The sequence below is a fragment of the Eudoraea algarum genome (genome assembly GCF_050589645.1).
In the GTDB taxonomy this organism is placed as follows: domain Bacteria; phylum Bacteroidota; class Bacteroidia; order Flavobacteriales; family Flavobacteriaceae; genus JBNGOQ01.
In genome coordinates this window covers 482,301-503,142 of record NZ_JBNGOQ010000003.1, presented here as the reverse complement: position 1 = coordinate 503,142, position 20,842 = coordinate 482,301, and the positions used below count along the sequence as shown (strand labels likewise).

The window sequence follows — 20,842 nt, the reverse complement described above, 5'->3', positions numbered from 1 at the left end:
GTAAAAGTATTCTTACCTGCTGTAGTTAGGAGATTCCTTGGTAATGGTCACGTCGTGCGGGTGACTTTCATTGATACCACTTGCCGTAATTTTAACGAACTTCCCTGTAGTCTTTAGGCTGTCGATGTCCTTGGCGCCACAATAGCCCATTCCGGCCCGTATACCCCCAATAAATTGATGTATGCTCTCGAACAGGTCACCCTTATAGGGCACACGGCCCACAATACCCTCGGGCACCAGTTTTTTGATATCGTCCTCCACATCCTGGAAGTATCTGTCCTTACTACCTTCCTTCATGGCTTCCACAGAGCCCATGCCCCGGTACGATTTAAACTTCCGCCCTTCATAAATAATGGTCTCCCCAGGCGACTCCTTGGTCCCAGCTAGCAAGGACCCCAACATAACGGAATCTGCCCCGGCCGCTATGGCCTTGGGAATATCCCCGGTGTACCGGATACCACCATCGGCGATGACAGGAACACCACTGCCCTTAATAGCCGCGGCTACCTCCAGCACAGCTGAGAATTGGGGAAAACCAACCCCGGCCACGACCCGGGTGGTACAGATAGATCCCGGCCCGATTCCCACCTTAACCGCATCAGCACCAGCCTCTACGAGGTACTTAGCCGCTTCTCCGGTGGCAATATTGCCCACAACGACTTCCAATTCCGGAAACTTCTTTTTTACCGCTTTTAAAACGGCCACTACGCCCTTGGTATGGCCATGGGCCGTATCTATCACTACAGCATCCACTGCAGCATTCACCAAGGCCGCTGCCCGGTCTACGGCATCAGGGGTGACCCCAATGGCCGCGGCAACACGTAAACGTCCGTATTTATCCTTGTTGGCAATGGGTTTCTGTGTCAATTTGGTGATATCCCTAAAGGTAATCAGGCCCACCAATTTGTTTTCGTCGTTGACCACTGGTAATTTTTCGATTTTGTTCTCCTGCAAAATGTCCTCTGCCTCTTCGAGCGAAGTTCCCACTCCTACGGTGACCAAATTTTTGGAGGTCATCACCTCCGCTAAGGGCCGGTCATTATTTTTTTCAAATCGCAAATCCCTATTGGTAACGATTCCGATCAACTTGTCAGAAGCATCTACAATGGGAATACCGCCAATACTATATTCCTTCATGTTCGCTTTGGCGTCCCGGACCAAGGAATCCATAGGCAAGGTCACGGGGTCCATGATCATACCGCTTTCTGCTCGCTTCACCTTACGCACTTTCATGGCCTGTTGTTCCGTGGTCATGTTTTTGTGCAATACGCCGATACCCCCCTCGCGGGCCATGGCAATGGCCATCTTTGACTCGGTAACCGTATCCATAGCAGCGGATACGATAGGAATGTTGATCGAAATGTTTCGGGTGAACTTGGTCTGAATGTTTACTTCGCGCGGCAGTACTTCGGAATAGGCAGGGACCAGGAGTACGTCGTCATAGGTGAGACCTTCTCCGAGAATCTTTGTAAGGTGAGCTTCCATGGCAATTAAGGATTAATTGCGTGCAAATATACTACATTTTAAGGCATTTGCACTATCCTCACTTTCTTAATTGGCCGGAAGTATCCCTCACCATCAATTGATAGAGAATGAGGATGGAGGAAACCGCAAAACTAAGGGTCATCAAGATTCCTGAAAAGATGACCACATATTTCATCCAGAGCATCCCGATCCATAGAAAATAGATGCCCCCGAAAGTTAGGACGACCGATACAAAAGGCTCAATGGTCAGGAACAACTTAAGGCTTTTAGGCAGTTTGGCCAACCACAGGATACCTCCTAGCAGAAAAAAAATAAAGGCCATGGAAAGGATGTGGGTGTGTACTATGGTAAGCATCTCACGTTCGCTCTTGCGAAACTTCATCACGGTAGCGTTTTCGTCCTCTTCATTTCCCAGGTAATTTTCCTCTATCCCGCTCGGCGCGGTGCCGTTTGTTTGATTTACAAACAAAAGTCCGGTATAGAAACCCACGGAAAGAATAAGGACAAAAGCGCCTATAAACAGTTTTATTTCCTTTGGAAATGTAGATAAAAGCCCATTATAGTGCATTAGAAAACACCGTTTTCCTGAAGGATTCCTATCGTCTGAAGCAGATTGTCCATAGAGTTGGTCATGGAACGCACTGAAATGGTGGCTCCGGAAATGGCGTCGATATTGGTCTCATGACTTACCCTGTCCTTGCCCGTTTTGCCCAAAAACTGCTTTAACCAACGTTTGCTGCCAATCTCCCCTCCGTATTCCTCCCGGTAGATCAACACTTTTGAGTGAATGACCTTTAACTCTTTATCAAAGACCACGAGGTAGTCAAATTTAGCGGTCTTGCTTGGCGCCTGATCCACGAACAAATACCCCAATTGCTCGGAGCCTTCGGAAAGGATGTATAAATTGTCTGTGGTAATCTTTGTAGGCAATTTGGCATTAAGGGCCTCTGGGATAACCATTGCATTCATGGAAAAATCGGTCACCTCGAACAGTTTAATCACCTCCTTCTCTACTTTCTTCTGGACATTTTTGGGTAATCCAAATCCAAAAAAGAGTAGGGAAATCATTAAAAGGGCCGAGCTGAACCGTTTTCCGTTATGCATGCTGCAAATGTATTAATTTAGACTTAATATTAATAACAATTGTCCGGATTTAATAAAAAAATCCCAAGATGAAGGCCAACTCGTAGTGAAACTAGAACCAAACGCCTATCCCAAAATTAAGTCTATCGGGCACATCACTGGCGTCATCGTCGTTATCCCTGAACTGATAATCCCCTTTGACAACCACTCCGGGAGCTATATGGTAAGTTAAGCCTGTAGTGATATCGGTCCTGTCATAAGCGGGGTTCTGAGCTAAAGCACCGTCAGTATCCGCATGGGTGTCATAGGCCTCGTAGCGCGCAAAGGCAAACAGTTTCTGTTGTTTACCAAGCGGAAGCAGGTTAAAGGCCCCTTCGAGGTACCAGCCTTGAACGGCACTTCCCAAATCTCTACCGGTAAGGGTATTATAGGCTTCCGTATCGGAAAGGGAGGCATAAATGAACTGCCCCCTGGCCGTGAACCTCTGATAGGCATATCTGGCATCCAAACCTACCATGGAAATCCCAATATTGGCCCCATCGGTCTCCTCGATATCATCGGCGGCCTGTGTGTCCCCAAAATAACCGGAAAGGCCAAGACGTAGCCCGGGAATGCCGTAGTAGTCCAATTTGGCAGAAAAGGTAGGACTGTCAATGGTAGACTGAATTCCTTTCTGTCTGCCCCCACGCAATCCGTTGGATCCTTGTAAAAAACCAGAAATTCCACCTTCCCCGTCGGCCTCGGTCGATTTAAAACCATTGAATATATAGGCTTGATATCCCAAGGATATATCATTGAACCTCCCGTTGACACCAATTCCAAGCTCTCGCCAGGTGGTGGGCACGATGACGTTATCCACTGCAGGGCGCTCCGTACCGTTGAAGGTAGTAGGTTCATGGTATTCGTTGACAATTCCCATGGGCACCAGCATGAGTCCTCCCCTGATGTTTACGTTGGTGGCCAGGTTGTAGTTTACAAAGGCTTGTTCAACAAATACTTCCTCCACATGCTCCAATTCAATTTCAGTGAAAAACTGCGCACGATCGTTAAATCGATATCCGAACAACAATACCAAACGCTGCACATCCAGCTCCCCATTATCGCCTTCCGGTTGGTTGTACAACATTTCCCCGTAGGCACCCACAATGACCTCAGAGGCATAATTTCCGGATAAAATCCGCTGGGCCGCGTTTAACTGCTTTTGCGGATCAAAAGTGATGGAGTCCTGTACGGTTTGCGCGGTGATGATTGATGCAAATAGGGACATCATCAAAAAGGTAATTCGTTTCATAAACGTCTCTTGTCTTTATTTAGATTGATTTTAAATTGCACTGTTCGCAGGGGACAAATATACAGCTTGGAGGGAAAGAAAAAAATTTATTTAAATTAAATCTAAATAAATTTAAAGATTTAACATTTCGGGGATATCAGTGAGAAAAATAGGAAAGCCAAAGGTCAATGATAGGCACTGAAAAGCGCTGTAGCTTTATTGTAAGCGGCTTCAAAAACCATGGCGTTTACTCGAGTATCCACTTTTGCCGAGGTAAAATAGGAAAGCATTTTTTCTGTGGGCATATTACCGGTAAGTTCATCCTTGGCCATGGGACACCCACCAAAACCTTGAATGGCACCATCAAACCTACGGCACCCTGCCCTATAGGCGGCATCTACCTTTTCATGCCATTTGGTGGGCGTGGTATGCAAGTGGGCGCCAAACTCTACTTCTGGATATTTCGGTATCAAATTCGAAAAAAGATAATCGATTACTTCGGGCGTAGACGTACCCACGGTATCGGAAAGCGACAGGATCTTCACGCCCATAGCCGTAAGCTTCTCTGTCCATTCCCCTACAATTTCCACGTTCCAGGGGTCGCCATACGGATTGCCAAAACCCATGGAAATATAGGTGACCACTTCCTTATTGGCGGTATCGGCTATGTTTAGGATCTCCCTTAGGGTATCGACGGATTGGGCAATGGTCTTATGGGTGTTCCTCATTTGGAAATTTTCGGAAATGGAAAACGGATACCCAAGATAGGTTATGGCCTCATGTTTACAAGCGTCCTCAGCTCCCCTTACATTGGCAACAATGGCCAATAATTTGCTCCGTGTTTCTGTAAGGTCCAACTCCGAAAGCACACGGGCCGTGTCCACCATTTGGGGTATGGCCTTCGGGGATACAAAGCTACCAAAATCGATGGTGTCAAAACCGCATTGCAACAAGGACTGTATATACAGTACTTTACGTTCTGTGGGAATAAACGCCTTAATTCCCTGCATGGCGTCTCGTGGACATTCAATTATCTTGATAGCTTTGGGCATGGACCGTGGTATATGCTAGCCCAAAATTACCATTATTTATCAGATAACGGCATAGTAAAAAACATAGATCGGGATGCATTTAGGACCAAAAGTGCAAACCCGGCCCAAATCTGGATCTGTTTTCCTATCTTGACAAAAAAAAGATGAAAGCATTCTCCTTGGGACTTACCGCTCTGATCCTGATGGTATCCTTGGGCCTGATGTCCTATACTCTGGATGGGGCATCAAAAGAAGCAATTCTAAAAACCGTTGTTATGCAAGATAGCGTTTTGCGTCATGTTGTATTGTTCAAGTTTAAAGACGGTACGTCCGGGGAAAAATTAGCCGAAATAGAAAAGGCATTTACGGCCCTGCCAACCAAAATACCACAGATACAAGGGTACGAATGGGGACTGAACAATAGTCCGGAAGGTCTTGAAAAGGGTTTTACCCATTGTTTTTTCCTCACCTTCAAAAGTGAGGCGGACCGAGCCATTTATCTTCCACATCCCGACCATCGGGCTTTTGGAGCCCTCTTAAAACCTCATCTGGAAGATGTCTTGGTTGTAGATTATTGGACACATTAGCCTAAGGTTACTTTTATACTGCAGTTTTCTGAAGAATGGCCTTGTTGATCTTTTTGACCAAAGCAGGCCCCTCATAGACAAACCCAGTCCAAAGCTGTACCAAATCGGCTCCTGCTTCCAACTTTTCGAGAGCGTCATCTGCGGAATGGATTCCACCCACCCCAATGATCGCAAAGGCTTTGTTGCTCCGCTCCGCTAAAAAACGAATGACCTCGGTACTTCTTTGGCTAAGCGGTCTACCGCTAAGGCCACCCTTTTCCTCTACAAGGGTACAGTCTGATTTCAACTCTTTGCGGGTTATCGTGGTGTTGGTAGCAATAACGCCGTCTATTTTGGTGCGTTCAATTATTTTAATGATATCCAATAACTGGACATTCTCCAAATCGGGTGCTATTTTCAATAGGATCGGTTTCTCCTTTACCTTCCCCTTTTCGGCATATTTACTGTTCTCGCGCTTAAGTGCGTTCAACAAGGCGGTAAGAGGTTCCTTATCTTGAAGCTCCCTAAGTCCAGGAGTATTGGGCGAACTTACATTGACCACAAAATAGTCCACATGATCAAAAAGGGCATCAAAACAAATAAGGTAGTCCTTGATGGCTTGATCGTTTGGGGTACTCTTATTTTTTCCGATGTTTCCCCCGATCAGCACCCTGTGCTTTTTTTTAAGCTGCTCCACCGCATCAAAAACTCCTTTGTTGTTAAATCCCATTCGATTGATGATGCCTTCATCGGCCTTAAGGCGGAAGAGTCGTTTCTTAGGGTTCCCTTCTTGCGGTTTTGGGGTAAGGGTCCCTATTTCCACAAATCCAAAACCAAAATTGGAGAGTTCGTTATACAGTTTTGCATCCTTGTCAAAACCGGCCGCCAAACCCACGGGGTTCGCAAATTTTAAACCGACTACCTCGCGCTGCAAACGCGGATCGTTTAGCTGGTACATGGACCTAAAAATGGGGGCAAATCCCACTTTGGAAAGACATTTGATCAGGAAGAAAGAAAGGTGGTGCACCTTTTCCGGGTCAAGAAGGAAAAGTAGCGGACGAATTAGAATTTTATACATGAATGGCAGAAAACTTTGCGCAAAAATACAAACTCGAATCGAGTAGCAGTGCTACCTATCATTATTTTATGGCATCAAAGCCAAAAATCATTCGGGCTGGACCACCATAGGCGTACGTATTGCCTCTCTGCAAAGGGCAACATATCGCTGGTATTGTCTTTCATTGAATATGGCAATCAGCTTCTTATCATAGGATTTGGAAACGGCGAGCACTTCCTCCTTTAGGATATCGAACTTCTTGGCCAATTTGTTAAGGTCTTCCTGGGTCTCTTGAGGGTGATCGTTGAGCAGCACCTTCATTTTATCTTCTATCTGTTGGCGCTTAATTTTAAGTTCGCCCCTCCAGGCCTCCATTTTTCCTATCTGCTCTTCGTTCAATTGAAATACTTTGAGAATGGTCTCCTTATTTTTTCCTCCAATATCCAAAGTACAATCCTGGGCATTTCCCCAAGCGCAACAAAGCACAAAAAGGGCAAGGAGATAAAATCGTTTATTAAGGGCTACTTTATGGTGCATAGCTGGCATACTTTAAAAATACCACTAATATAAACAGTGTTTTCAATCAAAAAGTATGTGGGCTGCACTTCTTTTTTAACAAAAAAACTGCCCAAAAATGGGCAGCTTCCTTCAAAAAACTAACTTAAACTACATTCACGCCTACTTGAGCGTAAAATTTAACCTAGCAAATAAAAATCTTCCCGCAATTCCAAATTGCTGAGATCTTCGCGACCAATCAAAACGGCCAGAGCTGCGGTTGTTACCGCCATCTCCCAATTCTTGGGCCGCCCTATCGGGGAAGATGTCAAATAAGTTGTTTGCCCCAATGGTCAGCCTCAGCTCATCAAAGACCTTGTATCCAATGGATAGGTCCGTGACCAATTTGGTTCCAAAAACCTGTTGGCGATCCACATTGGTGGTAGCCTCGGTTACCTCCCCGAAATAGACATTCCTCAAAAAGAAAACCAATTTATCCGAAGTAAGGCTGTTGGTCAAATTTATCTTTGTTCTTGGCACGGCTTCTTCCAGATATACCCTGCTGTCTTCCGGAAAATACGTATCTACCAATCCGGCATCCCTTAGCACTTGGGAGGCATTGATGTCCCCTACCTGTTGCGTTTTGGAAAAGGTCCCCGCCAGGTCTGACTTCAACCGCCATTGGTCACCCAAATCTACCTTGTGCGTTACCACGATGTCCAAACCTTTGGACTCCGTATCAATGGCATTGGCAAAGAAAGCGGCCCTGGAAGCATTGGCCTGCCTTAATAGATTGTCCAATTCCGTACCCGTTCCCGGTCCACTGAATTGGCCGGTAAAGACCACTCTGTCATCTATTTTTACAAAGTACCCGTCTACCGTAATGGTCAGGTTTGCATCGGGAATCTTTGTGGTAAAGCCCAAGCTAACACTTTGTGAAGTCTCCTCCTTTAACTGGGGAATGCCCAAGAGCTGCGCTGCCCTACTGTCGTTGGCAAAGGTACCAACCTCTTGCGGGTTGCCGTCCTGATCAAATATGGTAGAGGTGGAATTAAAATTGATCTGATGCAAGGACGGTGCCCTAAACCCGGTATTGACCGCGCCCCGAAGATTAAAATTATCGGACAGTTTTATCCTGGTGGACAATTTAAAGTTGATTGTGGATCCAAAATCGCTGTAATTCTCAAATCTCGTGGCAAAACTCGCCAAAAAAGACTCTGAAAAGTCGGCCTCCACGTCAAAGTACCCGGCCACACTGCTTCGCCCTCTGGACAGTTCATTGGACGGACTGAAACCAGGAAAAACCTGGGACCCCCCAGGCCTGGCATTTCCGAAGAAATCCTCGGAAGGCAGTTGTGTGGATAATGTGATTACTTCCCCTTCGGCCGTGTACTGTGAATAGGATTCTTCCTCTCCGGCCACGATTTCATAATTCTCCACCCGGTATTCCGCTCCAAAAGCGATGTTCAACCCAGAAAGGACATCGTCGAAAAATTGGGTAATGTCCAAATTGGAGGTGTTTTGGGAAAACGAGAAGCCACCAGCATCAAAGGTAGTGGGAGATGCACTCTGCAAGGAGGCGTTAAAGGTGTTTCCAATAGTATACAAAAAGGAGTTCTGTCCATAGGTATTACTAAAGTCCACGCTCCAGTCGCCTATCATACCCTTTATTCCAACGGAGATCGACTCGTCCTTGATATTGGAGTTGATTTCCGGCAAAAAACCATTGATAAAGGCAGGGGTAAAGGTCCTGCTTTGGTTTGGAAGTCTATAAAATCCGGCAGAATTACCGGTTCGAGAGCTAATTCCCGCAAAGGAATAGAGTTCCGTGCCATTATCGTCCAACGGAAGGGAGAAGTTGGCAAACAGGCGGCCTCCCCGCAGTGCCGACTGTCCCACGCGCATATTAAAATCGCTTCGTTGTTGCCCCCTGGCAGCCAATTCGGCCGTTGTATTATCCACGGACAGTACGGTACGTAGTTCATCCTTGGTGGTTGCCCCGCCCAGGTCGATTCCTGCGGTATTGGCAAATTGTATCACATCGGCCACATCGTCATCCAACAAATTGGTAATGTCAAAACCGGAATCGTTAGCTACCCTTTCCACGGTATTGTATAGATTGTAAACATCACCTTCCCATTCGAACATACGGCTATAATCCTCGCGAACATCAAAATCGCCCGCAAAGGTAAGATAGCCTCCATTATCACCTAGTGGGAGGCCATAACTGGCGGCCACATTGGTGGTTTCCCCGTCCGAACCCCCTGTTTGCCCATTGGCCTCCTTGGAGAAATTGGCACCGGAGGTCACTGTGGCACTGAGTTCGTTTACGCTTTTGTTCAAAACAATATTGATAACACCTGCAATGGCATCTGAGCCATACTGAGCGGCCGCACCATCACGTAGTACTTCAATACGTTGTATGGCCGCTGCCGGAATGGAATTCAGATCGGTACCAACACTACCCCTACCAAAGGTTCCATTCACATTGACCAGTGAGGAGGTATGCCTTCGTTTTCCATTGATCAATACCAAGACCTGATCGGGACCAAGGCCCCTCAAAGAGGCTGGATCTATATGATCCGTACCGTCAGAAATGGTCTGTGTATTGGAAGTAAAGGAAGGAGCCACATAATTCAAAATCTGGTTTAGGTTTACCTGTGGTGCCACATTGTTCAATTCCTTCACATCAATGACATCGACCGGCACCGTGCTTTCAGTTGCTGTTCTATTGGGATTACGGGAGCCCACGATGATTACTTCGGATAGCTCCAGGCCAGAGACCATTCTTACGTTCACCGTAGAACCACTTACCACCACGCGTTGGGTCTCGTATCCGATATAGGAAATCTCCAAAGTGTCTCCCTGAAGGGCGTCAATCGTGAAATTTCCATCAAAATCCGTTGTCGTACCGTTGGTTGTTCCTACTACGAGCACCGTGGCGCCGGGAAGTGGAGATCCGTTCTCATCGGTTACTACACCGCTTATGGACTGCTGAAGCTCAAAAATGGAATTGACCATGACATAGTCCAGACTGCCCAGCGTGCTCACCTTGTCCAATTGCAGTTTAGGGACCTTCTTATGGTATACTACATAATATTTATTGCCCAGGTATTCAAAATCAAAGCTGGTTCTTTTCTCCAGTTTGTTGATGACCTTATCCAGTACCTTGTACTCGTATTCCTCGGGGTTTAGGTGGGTACCGGAGAGCAGGCCCGGGTTGTAGGTAAAAAACACTTCATGTTTTTCACTTAGTTCCGCTAGGAAGTCGGTCAGCGCCACCATTTTACTGGTCGCAAAACTTCGCGACTCGGTTACTGCCTTTGCTTCCGTGATTCCTATGGATAGGAGCAGGAGCAGCAGTACTGTAAAGCGTTGTTTTCCTTTCATGTTCTTGAGTTTTAGTTATTGATCGTTGTAAATTATGAGTTTATTGTCCTGTTGGACAATTCGGGTTCCCGTCGTCTTTTCGATTGCCGACAAACATATTTTAAGGTTTTCATTGGGAATACCTCCCGTGAGTGTCTTCCCTTCAAGGGTCTTATCCATAAATTCCGCAGGAAGTCCATAGGTATGCCCTAAATGTTTCATGACCTCCTTTAGGCTAATATTATTAAAGACATAGGTGCCTTCGCGCCACAAATAGGTATTGGGCTTTTCGGCACCTTCATGGAGTACTACCTTGTCCACGTTGGAATAAGAGACATATTCTCCGGGTAACATTTTCTTGGCAATACCGTTTTTGAGCAAGAGATTGATCGAGCCCTCATCCAAGGTAACATCGGTCTTGCTATCTCTCGTATTTACATGGAATTGTGTACCGTATACCTCTACTCTAAGATCTTCGGTATTGACCCAGAATTTGGCTCGAGTCTCGTTTTGGGGCTTCACCTTAAAATAGGCCTCCCCCTTCAAAGTAACGTCACGTGTGTTCTTTTTGCCGTATCGAATCTCCGAATTACCGTTTAGAACCACCGAAGTGCCATCGGGCAATTTGAGATTGATGACCTCCCCAAAACCAGTTTTATGAACAATCTCATCCGAAGTTCTCGAAAAATTTAAGGCAACCACCATCAAAATTAAGCCCACTGCGGCTAAGGAGGCTACCCTCTTTACTGTTTTGGAAAGTTGTATGACCGGTTTACCGTCTCTGGCTTGTGCCCTTTTCTGAATTTGGCCCAGGACCGCATCGAGTTCTTTGTTCATATGGGTCTCGTCTACCCCATGCGGCTGGAAGGCAATACCCAGTACAATGTCCTTTGCATTATAGACCACATCAATTTTATCAGGATTATCCTTGATCCAGGTATTCCAAAAGGCAACATCGTTCTCGTTGCTGTTTTTAGCCCAGTTTCTAAAAGAGGAATCGCTTAAGAGTTTTTCCAAAAATGCTTGGGTAGCTTCGTCCATCAGTGACAATTAGGTGCATATAAAATGCCATTCATCGATAAAGAGGAATCAATCGCTGTTTTATACCCTGTTTTTTTGAAAAATTCGTACTACCGCTGAAGTATTTGCCGGATCACCTGGGTTTCAACCGAATTTCGGAGCTTTACAAATGCTTTTTGAAGCGTATTGAGGACGCTTTGGTATGAAATGCCCATGACCTCAGAAATTTCCTTGGTTTTAAGGTCGCTGTAATATTTTAAATACACCACTTCCCGTTCCCTTTTGGAAAGACCGTTGAGAATTTCGGCCAAGACCTCTTTCCGGGCAGAGACAAGCTCCTGTTCCATGGCAATCTCCTCCGGGGAAAACTCAAACTTGGACAATGCCTCGGGCGTCCCCTCCAAATCCGTAAACCGCCGTTCCCGTTTTAAGGATTTAAAAATTGCCCTTCGGAAAGAAACAAACAAATAGGCTTTGATGTTGTGCACCTCGCCCAAATTCCTTCGATTCTCGAACAGATAGATAAAAAAGTCCTGAAGGCAGTCTTCGGTAAGATTTAGGTTTGCCGATATCTTATAGCCATAATTGTGAAGCATAGCGTAATACCCCTTGAACAAGGTGGAGAAGGCATGGAGGTCGCCGCCTATAAAAAGGTGCCATATGACTTTTTCCGGTTGGATAGTAGTTGTTTTTGTACGATTCTGTACTACCAAATATAAGGAATATTCTTAAGGGTGTTTTTTTGAAAGTTCTTAGGGGAAAATGCTCGGTGTAAACTTTGGTGTTATATTGTATTTTTGGGCAAAACTCAATACATGCAGCATATCATAGATCGATTTATTGGTTATGTGACCATTGATACCCAAAGTGACCCCCGTTCCAACACTACACCTAGTACGGCCAAGCAATGGGACCTGGCCAACAAATTGGCAGCAGAATTAAAACAGATTGGCATGGAAGAGGTGACCATAGATGAACACGCGTATATTATGGCCACCCTACCGGGAAATGTGGACAAGAATGTACCGACCATAGGCTTTATATCCCATTTTGATACCACACCCGACTTCACAGGAACCCATGTAAGGCCAAAAATCATCAGGGATTACGACGGTACCGATATTGTACTGAACCAGGAAAAGAATGTGCTGCTATCCCCGGACTATTTTGAAGAACTCTTACAGTACAAGGGCAATACCCTCATAACCACGGATGGGACCACTTTGTTGGGAGCCGATGACAAGGCAGGCATTGCTGAAATCATGACGGCCATGGAGTATTTGATCCAACATCCCGAAATAAAACACGGAACCATTCGCGTGGCATTTACGCCCGATGAGGAAATAGGACGCGGCGCACATAAGTTTAATGTAGCACAATTTGCAGCTGAATGGGCCTATACCATGGATGGGAGTCAAATTGGGGAGCTGGAGTATGAAAATTTTAATGCGGCCGCGGCCAAGCTCACTGTTCAGGGCAAAAGTGTGCATCCAGGATATGCCAAGGGAAAAATGGTCAACGCGATTGGGGTGTTAAATGAATTCATGTTCAGACTTCCCCCAAAGGAGCGCCCGGAACATACTTCGGACCGAGAAGGTTTTTTTCATGTGCACGAGATAAAAGGTACTATTGAACATGCCGAACTGGAGCTGATCGTTAGGGATCACGACAAGACGCGTTTTGAAGAAAGAAAGCAGCTGTTGTTGGATGTTGTACAAGAACTAAACGAGTTGCACGGGCACTGCCTGGAGCTACAACTCCAGGACCAGTACTACAATATGAAGGAAAAAGTGGCTCCCCAATTCCATATTGTGGAGATAGCCAAACAGGCCATGGAAACCCTAGGTATTGAACCCATTATAAAACCGATACGTGGTGGTACGGATGGCGCCCAATTGAGTTTTATGGGCCTCCCCTGCCCCAATATTTTTGCCGGGGGACATAATTTTCATGGAAAATACGAGTATGTTCCGGTAGAGAGTATGCAAAAGGCAATTGAGGTTATCATAAAAATTTGCGAAATTACAGCAGAAAAGTATCAAAGATGAAAAACTCGGAAAAAGTAGATACGTATTTTGCCAAAGAGGGGCCCTTTAAAGCGGGGATGGCGATCCTAAGGGACCTGGCCAAGCAAACTGATTTGGAGGAGCAGTGCAAATGGGGTGCGCCCGTATATACGATCAACAATAAGAATGTCCTGGGCATCTTGGCCTTTAAGCACCATTTTGGGCTGTGGTTTTACCATGGTGTCTTTTTGAACGACCCCAAAGGCGTTTTGGAAAATGCCCAGGAAGGAAAGACCCGTGGCATGCGCCACTGGAAGTTCAAATCCGTAGCCGATATAGATCCTATAGTGGTGCTTTCCTATATCAAGGAGGCCATTGCAAACCAAAAGAAGGGAATGGTCATTAAACCGATTAGAAATAGCACTGTGGAAGTTCCGTCACTGCTCGCGGAAGCCCTGGCCAAAAAAGAAAGTCTGCGCATGGCCTTTGATGCACTTACCCCTTACAAACAGAAGGAGTATTCCGAACACATCGCTACGGCCAAGCAGGAAAAGACCAAAAAATCGCGTTTGGAAAAAATTCTCCCTATGATCGCTCAGGGTATTGGATTAAACGACTCCTATAGAACATAGCTCCAAGCCTACCCCTAGCACAAAAAAAACGCCAACCCGAAAGTTGGCGTTTTTTAATCCGATGCAATTGGGTTTATTTTTTCTCCGGAGCGTTGAGTTTTTTGCTCATTTCCATAGAAATGGCTGAACGATCAAATTTGATCCTGCCGGCCATGGTCTCAACGATACAGGAAAAGTCCTTTTCGTTCAAATCCACGATTTTTCCGTACATGCCACTTTTGGTAACGATTTTATCTCCTTTTTTCAGCTCCTTTGAAAATTTCTTCTCATCCTTTTGACGTTTCATTTGTGGGCGTATCATAAAAAAATAGGCCACCACAAATATCAAAATAAGCGGAAGAAATGGATATTGTTCTAACATAGTATTATTTTACCGGTCCGGCTACGGTATTGCCGGTCTTTGGGTTCACAAATGCCTTAATTCGAAGGGTCTCCTTGCCTTTGGCCGTATTGGCGCTGACCGTAATGGTCTTGGTAACCTGGTTTTGGCCAGAACCGTTGAATCTCACCAATAATTCTCCAGAATCCCCAGGTGCTACCGGGGTGTTCTTTGGATATTCGGGTACAGTACATCCACAACTGCTTTTGGCATCTGTGATGATCAAAGGGGCATTCCCCGTATTGGTAAACTTAAAAATAGTTTCCTGTGATGTTCCTTGTGTGATGGTCCCAAAATCGTGTTCCGCCTTTTCAAAACTCATTACGGGCAAGTTTTTCGAAGCTTCGTCCCTTTCTGCCGCTACCTCAACATTGGCCGCATTGATCTTGTTCGATGCTTTGTCCTTACAGGAAACAAAAGCGACCGCGGCAGCTAAGCTTAAGGTCAAAAATATTTTTTTCATGATTGTTGAATTTTTATACGTGTGTAAAATTAGCAATATTTTTTTATAATAATCCCCTGCCTGTTTTTTTAAGTTTTCCTTCACTTTTGTACTCCTTGACCAGTTTGTCCAAAATACCGTTGATAAAGATACTGCTCTTGGGTGTGGAATATTCCTTTGCAATCTCGAGGTATTCATTAATGGTAACTTTTTCGGGTATGGAGGAAAAGTTGAGCAGTTCACATATGGCCATCTTAAGCAATATGGCGTCAATATCCGCTATTCGGTCCTTGTCCCAATTGGGGGTTTTCCCTTCTATTTCCTTTTCCAGTTCTGCATTGTTCAGCAAGGTTTTGGTGAGTAATTTCCGGGCAAAATCCATATCCTCCTCATCCTTTAACAATGGTGGCAAAAAGAAAGACTCGTGTTGATTTTCCTTTACTTTTCTCAGTTGTTTTAAAATAAAGGTGTTCACAATAGGAATATCATCTACCCAGGTCAATTTGTCGTCCTCGAAATAGTCATATATCTTCTCGTTGGGCGCAATAATTTCCTTGAACAGGTTGATTAGCAACTGCCGGTCTTGCTCATAACCATTTTGGGCGCTGGACATATAATCCTCATAAACAGAGCTGGCAACAATCTCCTTATAGACTATTTTTACATACTCCTCGTTCAGGTACCAATTCTTTAATTTCCTTTTCGATAGCTCTGTCACCAATAGACTGTTGTTGGCTATTTGCAGCATCAATCTATTGTTTAAAAATTTCTCCTTGTTGGGATAAGCATCGGACGGTGTAGCCAGGTATTTTTTGGAGGAAAGTTTAAGTTGGTTTTCGGCCATCAGATGAATCTCGGCCAATAAGCTCAACATCAACAGATAAAGGGAATACATGTTCGATATGCTTACTTTCAAAAATTTTTCCTGTTTTTCAAGGGCGTCGTCCTGCGACTGGGTCAGTGCGTAGATGCATTGCATCACCTTTACCCTAATATGCCTTCTTGTAAGCATTTTTAAAGAACTTCTGTTTAGTTATATTAAACTTAATGCCGCAAAAATAGTAATCTATTTTCAATTATATCTTATCACTTTTATAACATTTGATTTAAACCCAATCCCATATCTTTGCTAAATCGTCATTAAAACAGGACCGCCCAGCAAACACATTGGATGAAGGAACTTAAACATCTAAACAAATACTTCAAAAAATATTGGTTAAAACTGCTTATCGGCATCATCATTACGATTATAGCCCGTGTTTTTCAGTTGGTAATGCCCTCCTATGTAAACAAATCCATTGCGGTAGTAGAGAACTTTTTGGGGAACAGGATTTCAGAGGCCAGTGCCAAGGATATGCTCCTGGAGTATATTTTGATCATTGTAGGGGCGGCTTTGCTTTCCGGTTTTTTTACCTTTCTCATGCGGCAGACCATTATCAACGTTTCCCGATATATAGAGTACGACCTGAAGAATGAGGTATTTGATCACTACCAGTTGCTCAACCTCAGTTTTTATAAAAAAAACAGGACGGGCGACCTCATGAACCGGATCAGTGAGGATGTCAATCAGGTACGCATGTACGCAGGTCCCGCCATCATGTACGGCATACAGACATTGACACTCTTTGTCTGCCTAATCCCCTTGATGTTCATCAAGGCACCCACCATAGCGTTCTATGCCTTATTGCCCTTACCCGTACTATCGGTGTTGATCTATCAGATCAGCAGAATAATTCATAGGCGAAGCACCAAGGTCCAAGAGTATTTATCGGCCCTTTCGACCTTTACCCAGGAATCTTTTTCCGGGGTCTCCGTTATAAAGGCCTATGGCCTGGAGCCTAAAATCAATACTGAACTGAGGGAATTGGCCTTGGAAGGGAAAAACAAGAGCATGGACCTTGCCAAGGTGAACGCCTGGTTCTTTCCCTTGATGATCCTCTTGATCGGGGTGAGCAATATTTTTGTCATCTATGTGGGTGGCAAACAGTACATTGATGGGGAAATTGCGTCCGTTGGGGTCATAGCAGAGTTTATCCTCTATGTGAACATGCTTACATGGCCAGTGGCCATAGTAGGATGGCTTACCTCTATAGTACAACGCGCGGAGGCATCACAAAAAAGAATCAACGAGTTTTTAAAGGAAGAGCCCGAAATTAAGAATGAAGTGCCCGAAACTTCCCCCATCCAAGGGGAAATCGAGTTTAAAAAGGTGACCTTCACCTATGAGGACACCAATATCACTGCCTTAAAGGAACTTTCCTTCAAGGTCCATACCGGGGAAACGGTAGCGATTATTGGAAAAACGGGATCGGGAAAATCTACCATTTTGGATTTGGTGGCCCGCTTGTACGATGTAAGTGCCGGAGACGTGTTGATTGACGGCATCTCGGTCAAGGATCTAAATCTCCAGAGTCTTAGAGCGGCCATAGGGGCGGTTCCCCAAGACGCCTTCTTATTTTCGGACAGTATAAGGAACAATATAAAGTTCGGAAAGGCAGACGCTACCGATGAGGAAATCCATGCCATGGCCAAGCAGGCAGTGGTCCACGACAATATCATGGGCTTCTCCAAAGACTACGACACCGTACTGGGTGAGCGTGGAATTACACTGAGTGGAGGACAAAAACAGCGGGTATCCATTGCGCGGGCATTGATTAAGGAACCTCAGATATACTTATTCGACGATTGCCTTTCGGCCGTGGACACCGAAACAGAGGAGGAAATCTTGAACCACCTGAAAAAAGCATCCGAAAACAAGACCACCTTGATCGTGAGCCACAGGGTATCTTCCGCCAAAAATGCAGATCGAATACTGGTTCTAGAGGACGGCCAGCTGGCTCAAGAAGGTACACATGATGATTTAATTGCGGCCGAAGGATACTACAAAGAGCTTTATATCAATCAGCTATCCGAGAAAGAAAACTAAAAAAATGTTGCTGGATTAGCTTTTTTTTCACATTTTTGAAGGAAGCTAATTACAATTCATAAACACACTATACCATATGAGCGACAAAGATTTAATGGATCAAGAGGAGATTTATTCCAAAGTTTTGCGAGCCGGTAGGAGAACTTATTTTTTTGATGTTAGGAGCACCAAAGCCGGGGATTACTATTTGACCATAACGGAAAGCAAAAAATTTACCCATGATGATGGTTCGTTCCATTATAAAAAGCACAAGATTTATCTGTACAAGGAGGACTTTCATTCCTTCAAGGACATTATGGAAGAGATGATGGACTACATCATTGATGAAAAAGGCATCGAAGTCATATCGGAACGCCATCAAAAGGACTTTAAAAAAGAAGAGGAACCAAGCAAAAATGGTGACCTGGAATCAACTGAAAGTTTCACGGATGTGGATTTTGACGACATTTAGATTGTTACTTTCTTAAAAAAATGATAACGGCCCTTGGAATTGAGGGTCGTTTTTTATTTTTATGACCAGACTAATTCAACTTAAATGAAAAAAACAATTCTCCTACTGGCCATGGGGCTGTTTCAAACCATCAGCGCCCAGGAAACATTAGATCTTACCTACTACCTGCCGCAGCATATATCTTATGACACCAGTATTCCCAAACCTGCCGATATTATTGGCCATGAGGTAGGCGAATGGCATGTTACCCATGATAAATTGTTGTTCTATATGCAACAACTGGCGCAGGCGAGCAACAGGATTAGCTTGGAAAACAGGGGAGCCACTTTTGAAGGCAGGCCTATCGTATTGTTAACGATCACCTCGCCCAAAAACCATCAAAATATTGAAAAAATACGACAAGAGCACCTTGCCCTTACCGAGAGCAGCGGAGCCTCCCAATCCTTGGAAACCATGCCTATAGTGGTATACCAGGGATTTTCCATTCACGGCAATGAACCAAGCGGCGCCAACGCAGGTCTTGCCTATGCCTACTATTTGGCGGCCGCCCAAGGTCGGGAAATAGACGAACTTTTGGATTCCATGATTATCCTAATGGATCCTTCCTATAATCCGGATGGATTGCAACGATTTGCCTATTGGGCCAATACAAATAAAAGTAAACAATTAAATCCTGACCGGAACGAGCGGGAATATCATGAGGTCTGGCCAGGCGGACGTACCAACCACTATTGGTTCGATATGAACCGTGATTGGCTGCCTGTACAATTGCCTGAGAGCAGGGCCCGTATTGCTTCCTTTCACAAGTGGTTGCCCAACATTCTCACGGACCATCACGAAATGGGCACCAATTCTACCTTTTTCTTTCAACCCGGCGAGCCTAGCAGGGTACATCCGCTTACCCCAAAATTGAACCAGGAACTTACCGCCGAAATAGGCACGTACCACGCCAAGGCCTTGGATAAAATAGGATCCCTGTATTATTCAGAGGAAAATTATGACGATTACTACTATGGTAAGGGCTCCACTTTTCCAGATATCAATGGAAGCATTGGCATTTTGTTTGAACAGGGCAGTTCCAGGGGGCACATACAGGAAAGTGAAAACGGCATTTTGACCTTTCCTTTTACGATCAGAAACCAATTCACCACTGCACTGTCCACTGTTGAAGCAGCCCGGAACATGCGGACCAAGATCCTGGGATATCAGCGGGATTTTTATGCGGGAGCTAGAAACGAGGCGACCAAAAGCAGCGCCAAGGTCATTGTTTTTGGTGATCGGAAAGATGCGGCCAAAACCTGGCATCTGGCCGAAATATTGCACCGCCATAAGATTAAGTTCCACGAACTGGCAAGGGAGACCACCATAGCTGGCAAATCCTATGAAAAAGGAAGCAGTTATGTGGTTCCTATGAATCAAAAAAACCATCGTTTGATCAAGGCCATGTTCGAAAAACGAACCAGCTTTACCGATAGCCTGTTCTATGACGTCTCGGCATGGACATTTCCGTTGGCCTTCAATCTGGATTATGCAGAAGTAAATTCTACGGCCCATCTAGGACCTGAGGTCACCAATTTTGTTCCCCTAAGCGGAACCGTGGATAAAAAAAGTAGTTATGCGTATCTTTTTGAATGGCATGAATACTACACCCCCAAGGCGCTAAATAAAATTCTGAACAAAGGTTTGCGGGCGAAAGTGGCAAAAGCCCCCTTTAGTCTTGGAGGAAAGCAGTACGATTACGGCACCATTATGGTTCCTGTACAACATCAGGATTTGGATGCCGATGCACTGCATCAATTTCTGATGAACGTTGCCCAAGCAAGTAAGATTCGGGTCCATGCAGTGAGTACGGGTCTTACCAAGGGTATTGATCTGGGCAGCAACGATTTTGACCCGCTTACCCGACAGAAAGTGGGTATTTTGGTAGGTGATGGGGTACGGTCCTACGATGCCGGGGAAATATGGCATTTGTTCGATACGCGATATGATATGAAGATTACCAAGATCGATACAAAATACTTCAATACGGTGGACCTGAGTAGGTATACAGACCTGATTCTTCCTGCTTCACAAGGCAATACTTTCCTTGATGCAACTGGGGTGGATAAATTAAAGACATGGGTGAAAAATGGCGGGACGCTCATTGGTTATAGGACCATGGCCGAGTGGTTCCACAAACAGGAAGTGGTGAAGCTAAACCTTAAAAAGGATTCCTTGGTGGCCAAAAATGTCTCTTTTGGACAAAAAAGTGATTTTAAGGGTGCCCAGGTTACCGGGGGTGCGATATTCGAAGCAAAATTAGACCGCTCCCATCCCATTAATTACGGTTACAAAAGTGACAAACTGGCTTTGTTCAGAAACACCAATATTTACATAGAACCGGATAAGAACAGTTACAACAATCCCATTCAATATACCAACAGCCCATTGCAAAGTGGTTATATTTCGGAAGAAAAACTGTCGCTTTTAAAAAACAGTGTTCCTTTTCAAGCAAGGCAATTGGGCAAAGGAAAAGTACTCGTCTTCACCGACAATACCAACTTTAGGGCATTTTGGTATGGCACCAACAAGCTTTTGATGAATGCCATTTTCTTTGGAAAAATGATGTAGCCCGTGTTTCATATCGGGAA

Annotated in this window: 19 protein-coding genes; 6 read left to right on the top strand and 13 right to left on the bottom strand. The window is 44.9% G+C overall.

The features are described 5' to 3' along the window. Positions 1-12 precede the first annotated feature (12 nt). From guaB to ACRD67_RS12960, 5 genes are all read right to left on the bottom strand, one after another. Entirely contained in the window at positions 13-1,485 is a 1,473-nt protein-coding gene (guaB, locus tag ACRD67_RS12980) for an IMP dehydrogenase (protein WP_430967592.1), read from the bottom strand. Between the two features lie 58 nt (positions 1,486-1,543). Beyond that, positions 1,544-2,053, bottom strand: coding sequence for a hypothetical protein (locus ACRD67_RS12975; protein WP_430967591.1), 510 nt, complete (start codon positions 2,051-2,053; stop codon positions 1,544-1,546). Further along, the gene (locus ACRD67_RS12970) at positions 2,053-2,589 is read right to left on the bottom strand and encodes an FMN-binding protein (protein WP_430967589.1); all 537 of its coding nucleotides are present in this window, start codon (positions 2,587-2,589) and stop codon (positions 2,053-2,055) included. The genes ACRD67_RS12975 and ACRD67_RS12970 overlap by 1 nt, the downstream gene beginning before the upstream one ends. A gap of 91 nt (positions 2,590-2,680) precedes the next feature. Then, complete coding sequence (locus tag ACRD67_RS12965) at positions 2,681-3,859, bottom strand: hypothetical protein (protein ID WP_430967587.1); 1,179 nt, start codon at positions 3,857-3,859, stop codon at positions 2,681-2,683. A gap of 164 nt (positions 3,860-4,023) precedes the next feature. Further along, positions 4,024-4,890, bottom strand: coding sequence for a hydroxymethylglutaryl-CoA lyase (locus ACRD67_RS12960; RefSeq protein ID WP_430967586.1), 867 nt, complete (start codon positions 4,888-4,890; stop codon positions 4,024-4,026). Positions 4,891-5,033: 143 nt separating this feature from the next. On the opposite strand from ACRD67_RS12960, the gene ACRD67_RS12955 reads away from it, so the two are divergent. Next, the gene (locus ACRD67_RS12955; protein WP_430967584.1) at positions 5,034-5,456 is read left to right on the top strand and encodes a Dabb family protein; all 423 of its coding nucleotides are present in this window, start codon (positions 5,034-5,036) and stop codon (positions 5,454-5,456) included. Between the two features lie 13 nt (positions 5,457-5,469). Here the strand turns inward: ACRD67_RS12955 and ACRD67_RS12950 are convergent, their stop codons facing one another. From ACRD67_RS12950 to ACRD67_RS12930, 5 genes are all read right to left on the bottom strand, one after another. Further along, complete coding sequence (locus ACRD67_RS12950) at positions 5,470-6,513, bottom strand: quinone-dependent dihydroorotate dehydrogenase (protein WP_430967582.1); 1,044 nt, start codon at positions 6,511-6,513, stop codon at positions 5,470-5,472. 87 nt (positions 6,514-6,600) lie between these two features. Further along, the gene (locus tag ACRD67_RS12945) at positions 6,601-7,029 is read right to left on the bottom strand and encodes a hypothetical protein (protein ID WP_430967580.1); all 429 of its coding nucleotides are present in this window, start codon (positions 7,027-7,029) and stop codon (positions 6,601-6,603) included. Positions 7,030-7,170: 141 nt separating this feature from the next. After that, positions 7,171-10,008, bottom strand: coding sequence for a TonB-dependent receptor (locus ACRD67_RS12940; protein WP_430968043.1), 2,838 nt, complete (start codon positions 10,006-10,008; stop codon positions 7,171-7,173). 384 nt (positions 10,009-10,392) lie between these two features. Continuing rightward, positions 10,393-11,397, bottom strand: coding sequence for a FecR family protein (locus tag ACRD67_RS12935; protein ID WP_430967579.1), 1,005 nt, complete (start codon positions 11,395-11,397; stop codon positions 10,393-10,395). Between the two features lie 89 nt (positions 11,398-11,486). Further along, positions 11,487-12,089 (bottom strand): RNA polymerase sigma factor, encoded by a 603-nt coding sequence (locus ACRD67_RS12930; protein WP_430967577.1) that lies wholly within the window; start codon positions 12,087-12,089, stop codon positions 11,487-11,489. 102 nt (positions 12,090-12,191) lie between these two features. Here ACRD67_RS12930 and pepT point away from each other — a divergent pair, with 102 nt between their 5' ends. Continuing rightward, positions 12,192-13,424, top strand: coding sequence for a peptidase T (gene pepT / locus ACRD67_RS12925; protein WP_430967576.1), 1,233 nt, complete (start codon positions 12,192-12,194; stop codon positions 13,422-13,424). Then, positions 13,421-14,014, top strand: coding sequence for a YdeI/OmpD-associated family protein (locus ACRD67_RS12920; RefSeq protein WP_430967574.1), 594 nt, complete (start codon positions 13,421-13,423; stop codon positions 14,012-14,014). Before pepT ends, ACRD67_RS12920 begins: the two co-directional genes overlap by 4 nt. Before the next feature lie 73 nt (positions 14,015-14,087). Here ACRD67_RS12920 and yajC read toward each other — a convergent pair whose 3' ends face one another. Genes yajC through nusB form a run of 3 tightly spaced genes read right to left on the bottom strand, consistent with a single transcriptional unit; the run spans position 14,088 to position 15,847 of the window. Next, positions 14,088-14,375, bottom strand: a complete 288-nt coding sequence (gene yajC, locus ACRD67_RS12915; protein WP_430967572.1) for a preprotein translocase subunit YajC — start codon at positions 14,373-14,375, stop codon at positions 14,088-14,090. Between the two features lie 4 nt (positions 14,376-14,379). After that, complete coding sequence (locus tag ACRD67_RS12910) at positions 14,380-14,856, bottom strand: DUF1573 domain-containing protein (RefSeq protein WP_430967571.1); 477 nt, start codon at positions 14,854-14,856, stop codon at positions 14,380-14,382. 43 nt (positions 14,857-14,899) lie between these two features. Beyond that, positions 14,900-15,847, bottom strand: a complete 948-nt coding sequence (nusB, locus tag ACRD67_RS12905) for a transcription antitermination factor NusB (RefSeq protein WP_430967570.1) — start codon at positions 15,845-15,847, stop codon at positions 14,900-14,902. Positions 15,848-16,006: 159 nt separating this feature from the next. On the opposite strand from nusB, the gene ACRD67_RS12900 reads away from it, so the two are divergent. From ACRD67_RS12900 to ACRD67_RS12890, 3 genes are all read left to right on the top strand, one after another. Then, positions 16,007-17,761, top strand: coding sequence for an ABC transporter ATP-binding protein (locus tag ACRD67_RS12900; RefSeq protein ID WP_430967568.1), 1,755 nt, complete (start codon positions 16,007-16,009; stop codon positions 17,759-17,761). 76 nt (positions 17,762-17,837) lie between these two features. Next, on the top strand, positions 17,838-18,212 hold the full coding sequence (locus ACRD67_RS12895; RefSeq protein ID WP_430967566.1) for a PUR family DNA/RNA-binding protein: 375 nt from the start codon (positions 17,838-17,840) through the stop codon (positions 18,210-18,212). 84 nt (positions 18,213-18,296) lie between these two features. Beyond that, positions 18,297-20,822: a M14 family metallopeptidase gene (locus ACRD67_RS12890; protein WP_430967565.1), complete on the top strand. Its 2,526-nt coding sequence runs from the start codon at positions 18,297-18,299 to the stop codon at positions 20,820-20,822. Positions 20,823-20,842: the final 20 nt, after the last annotated feature.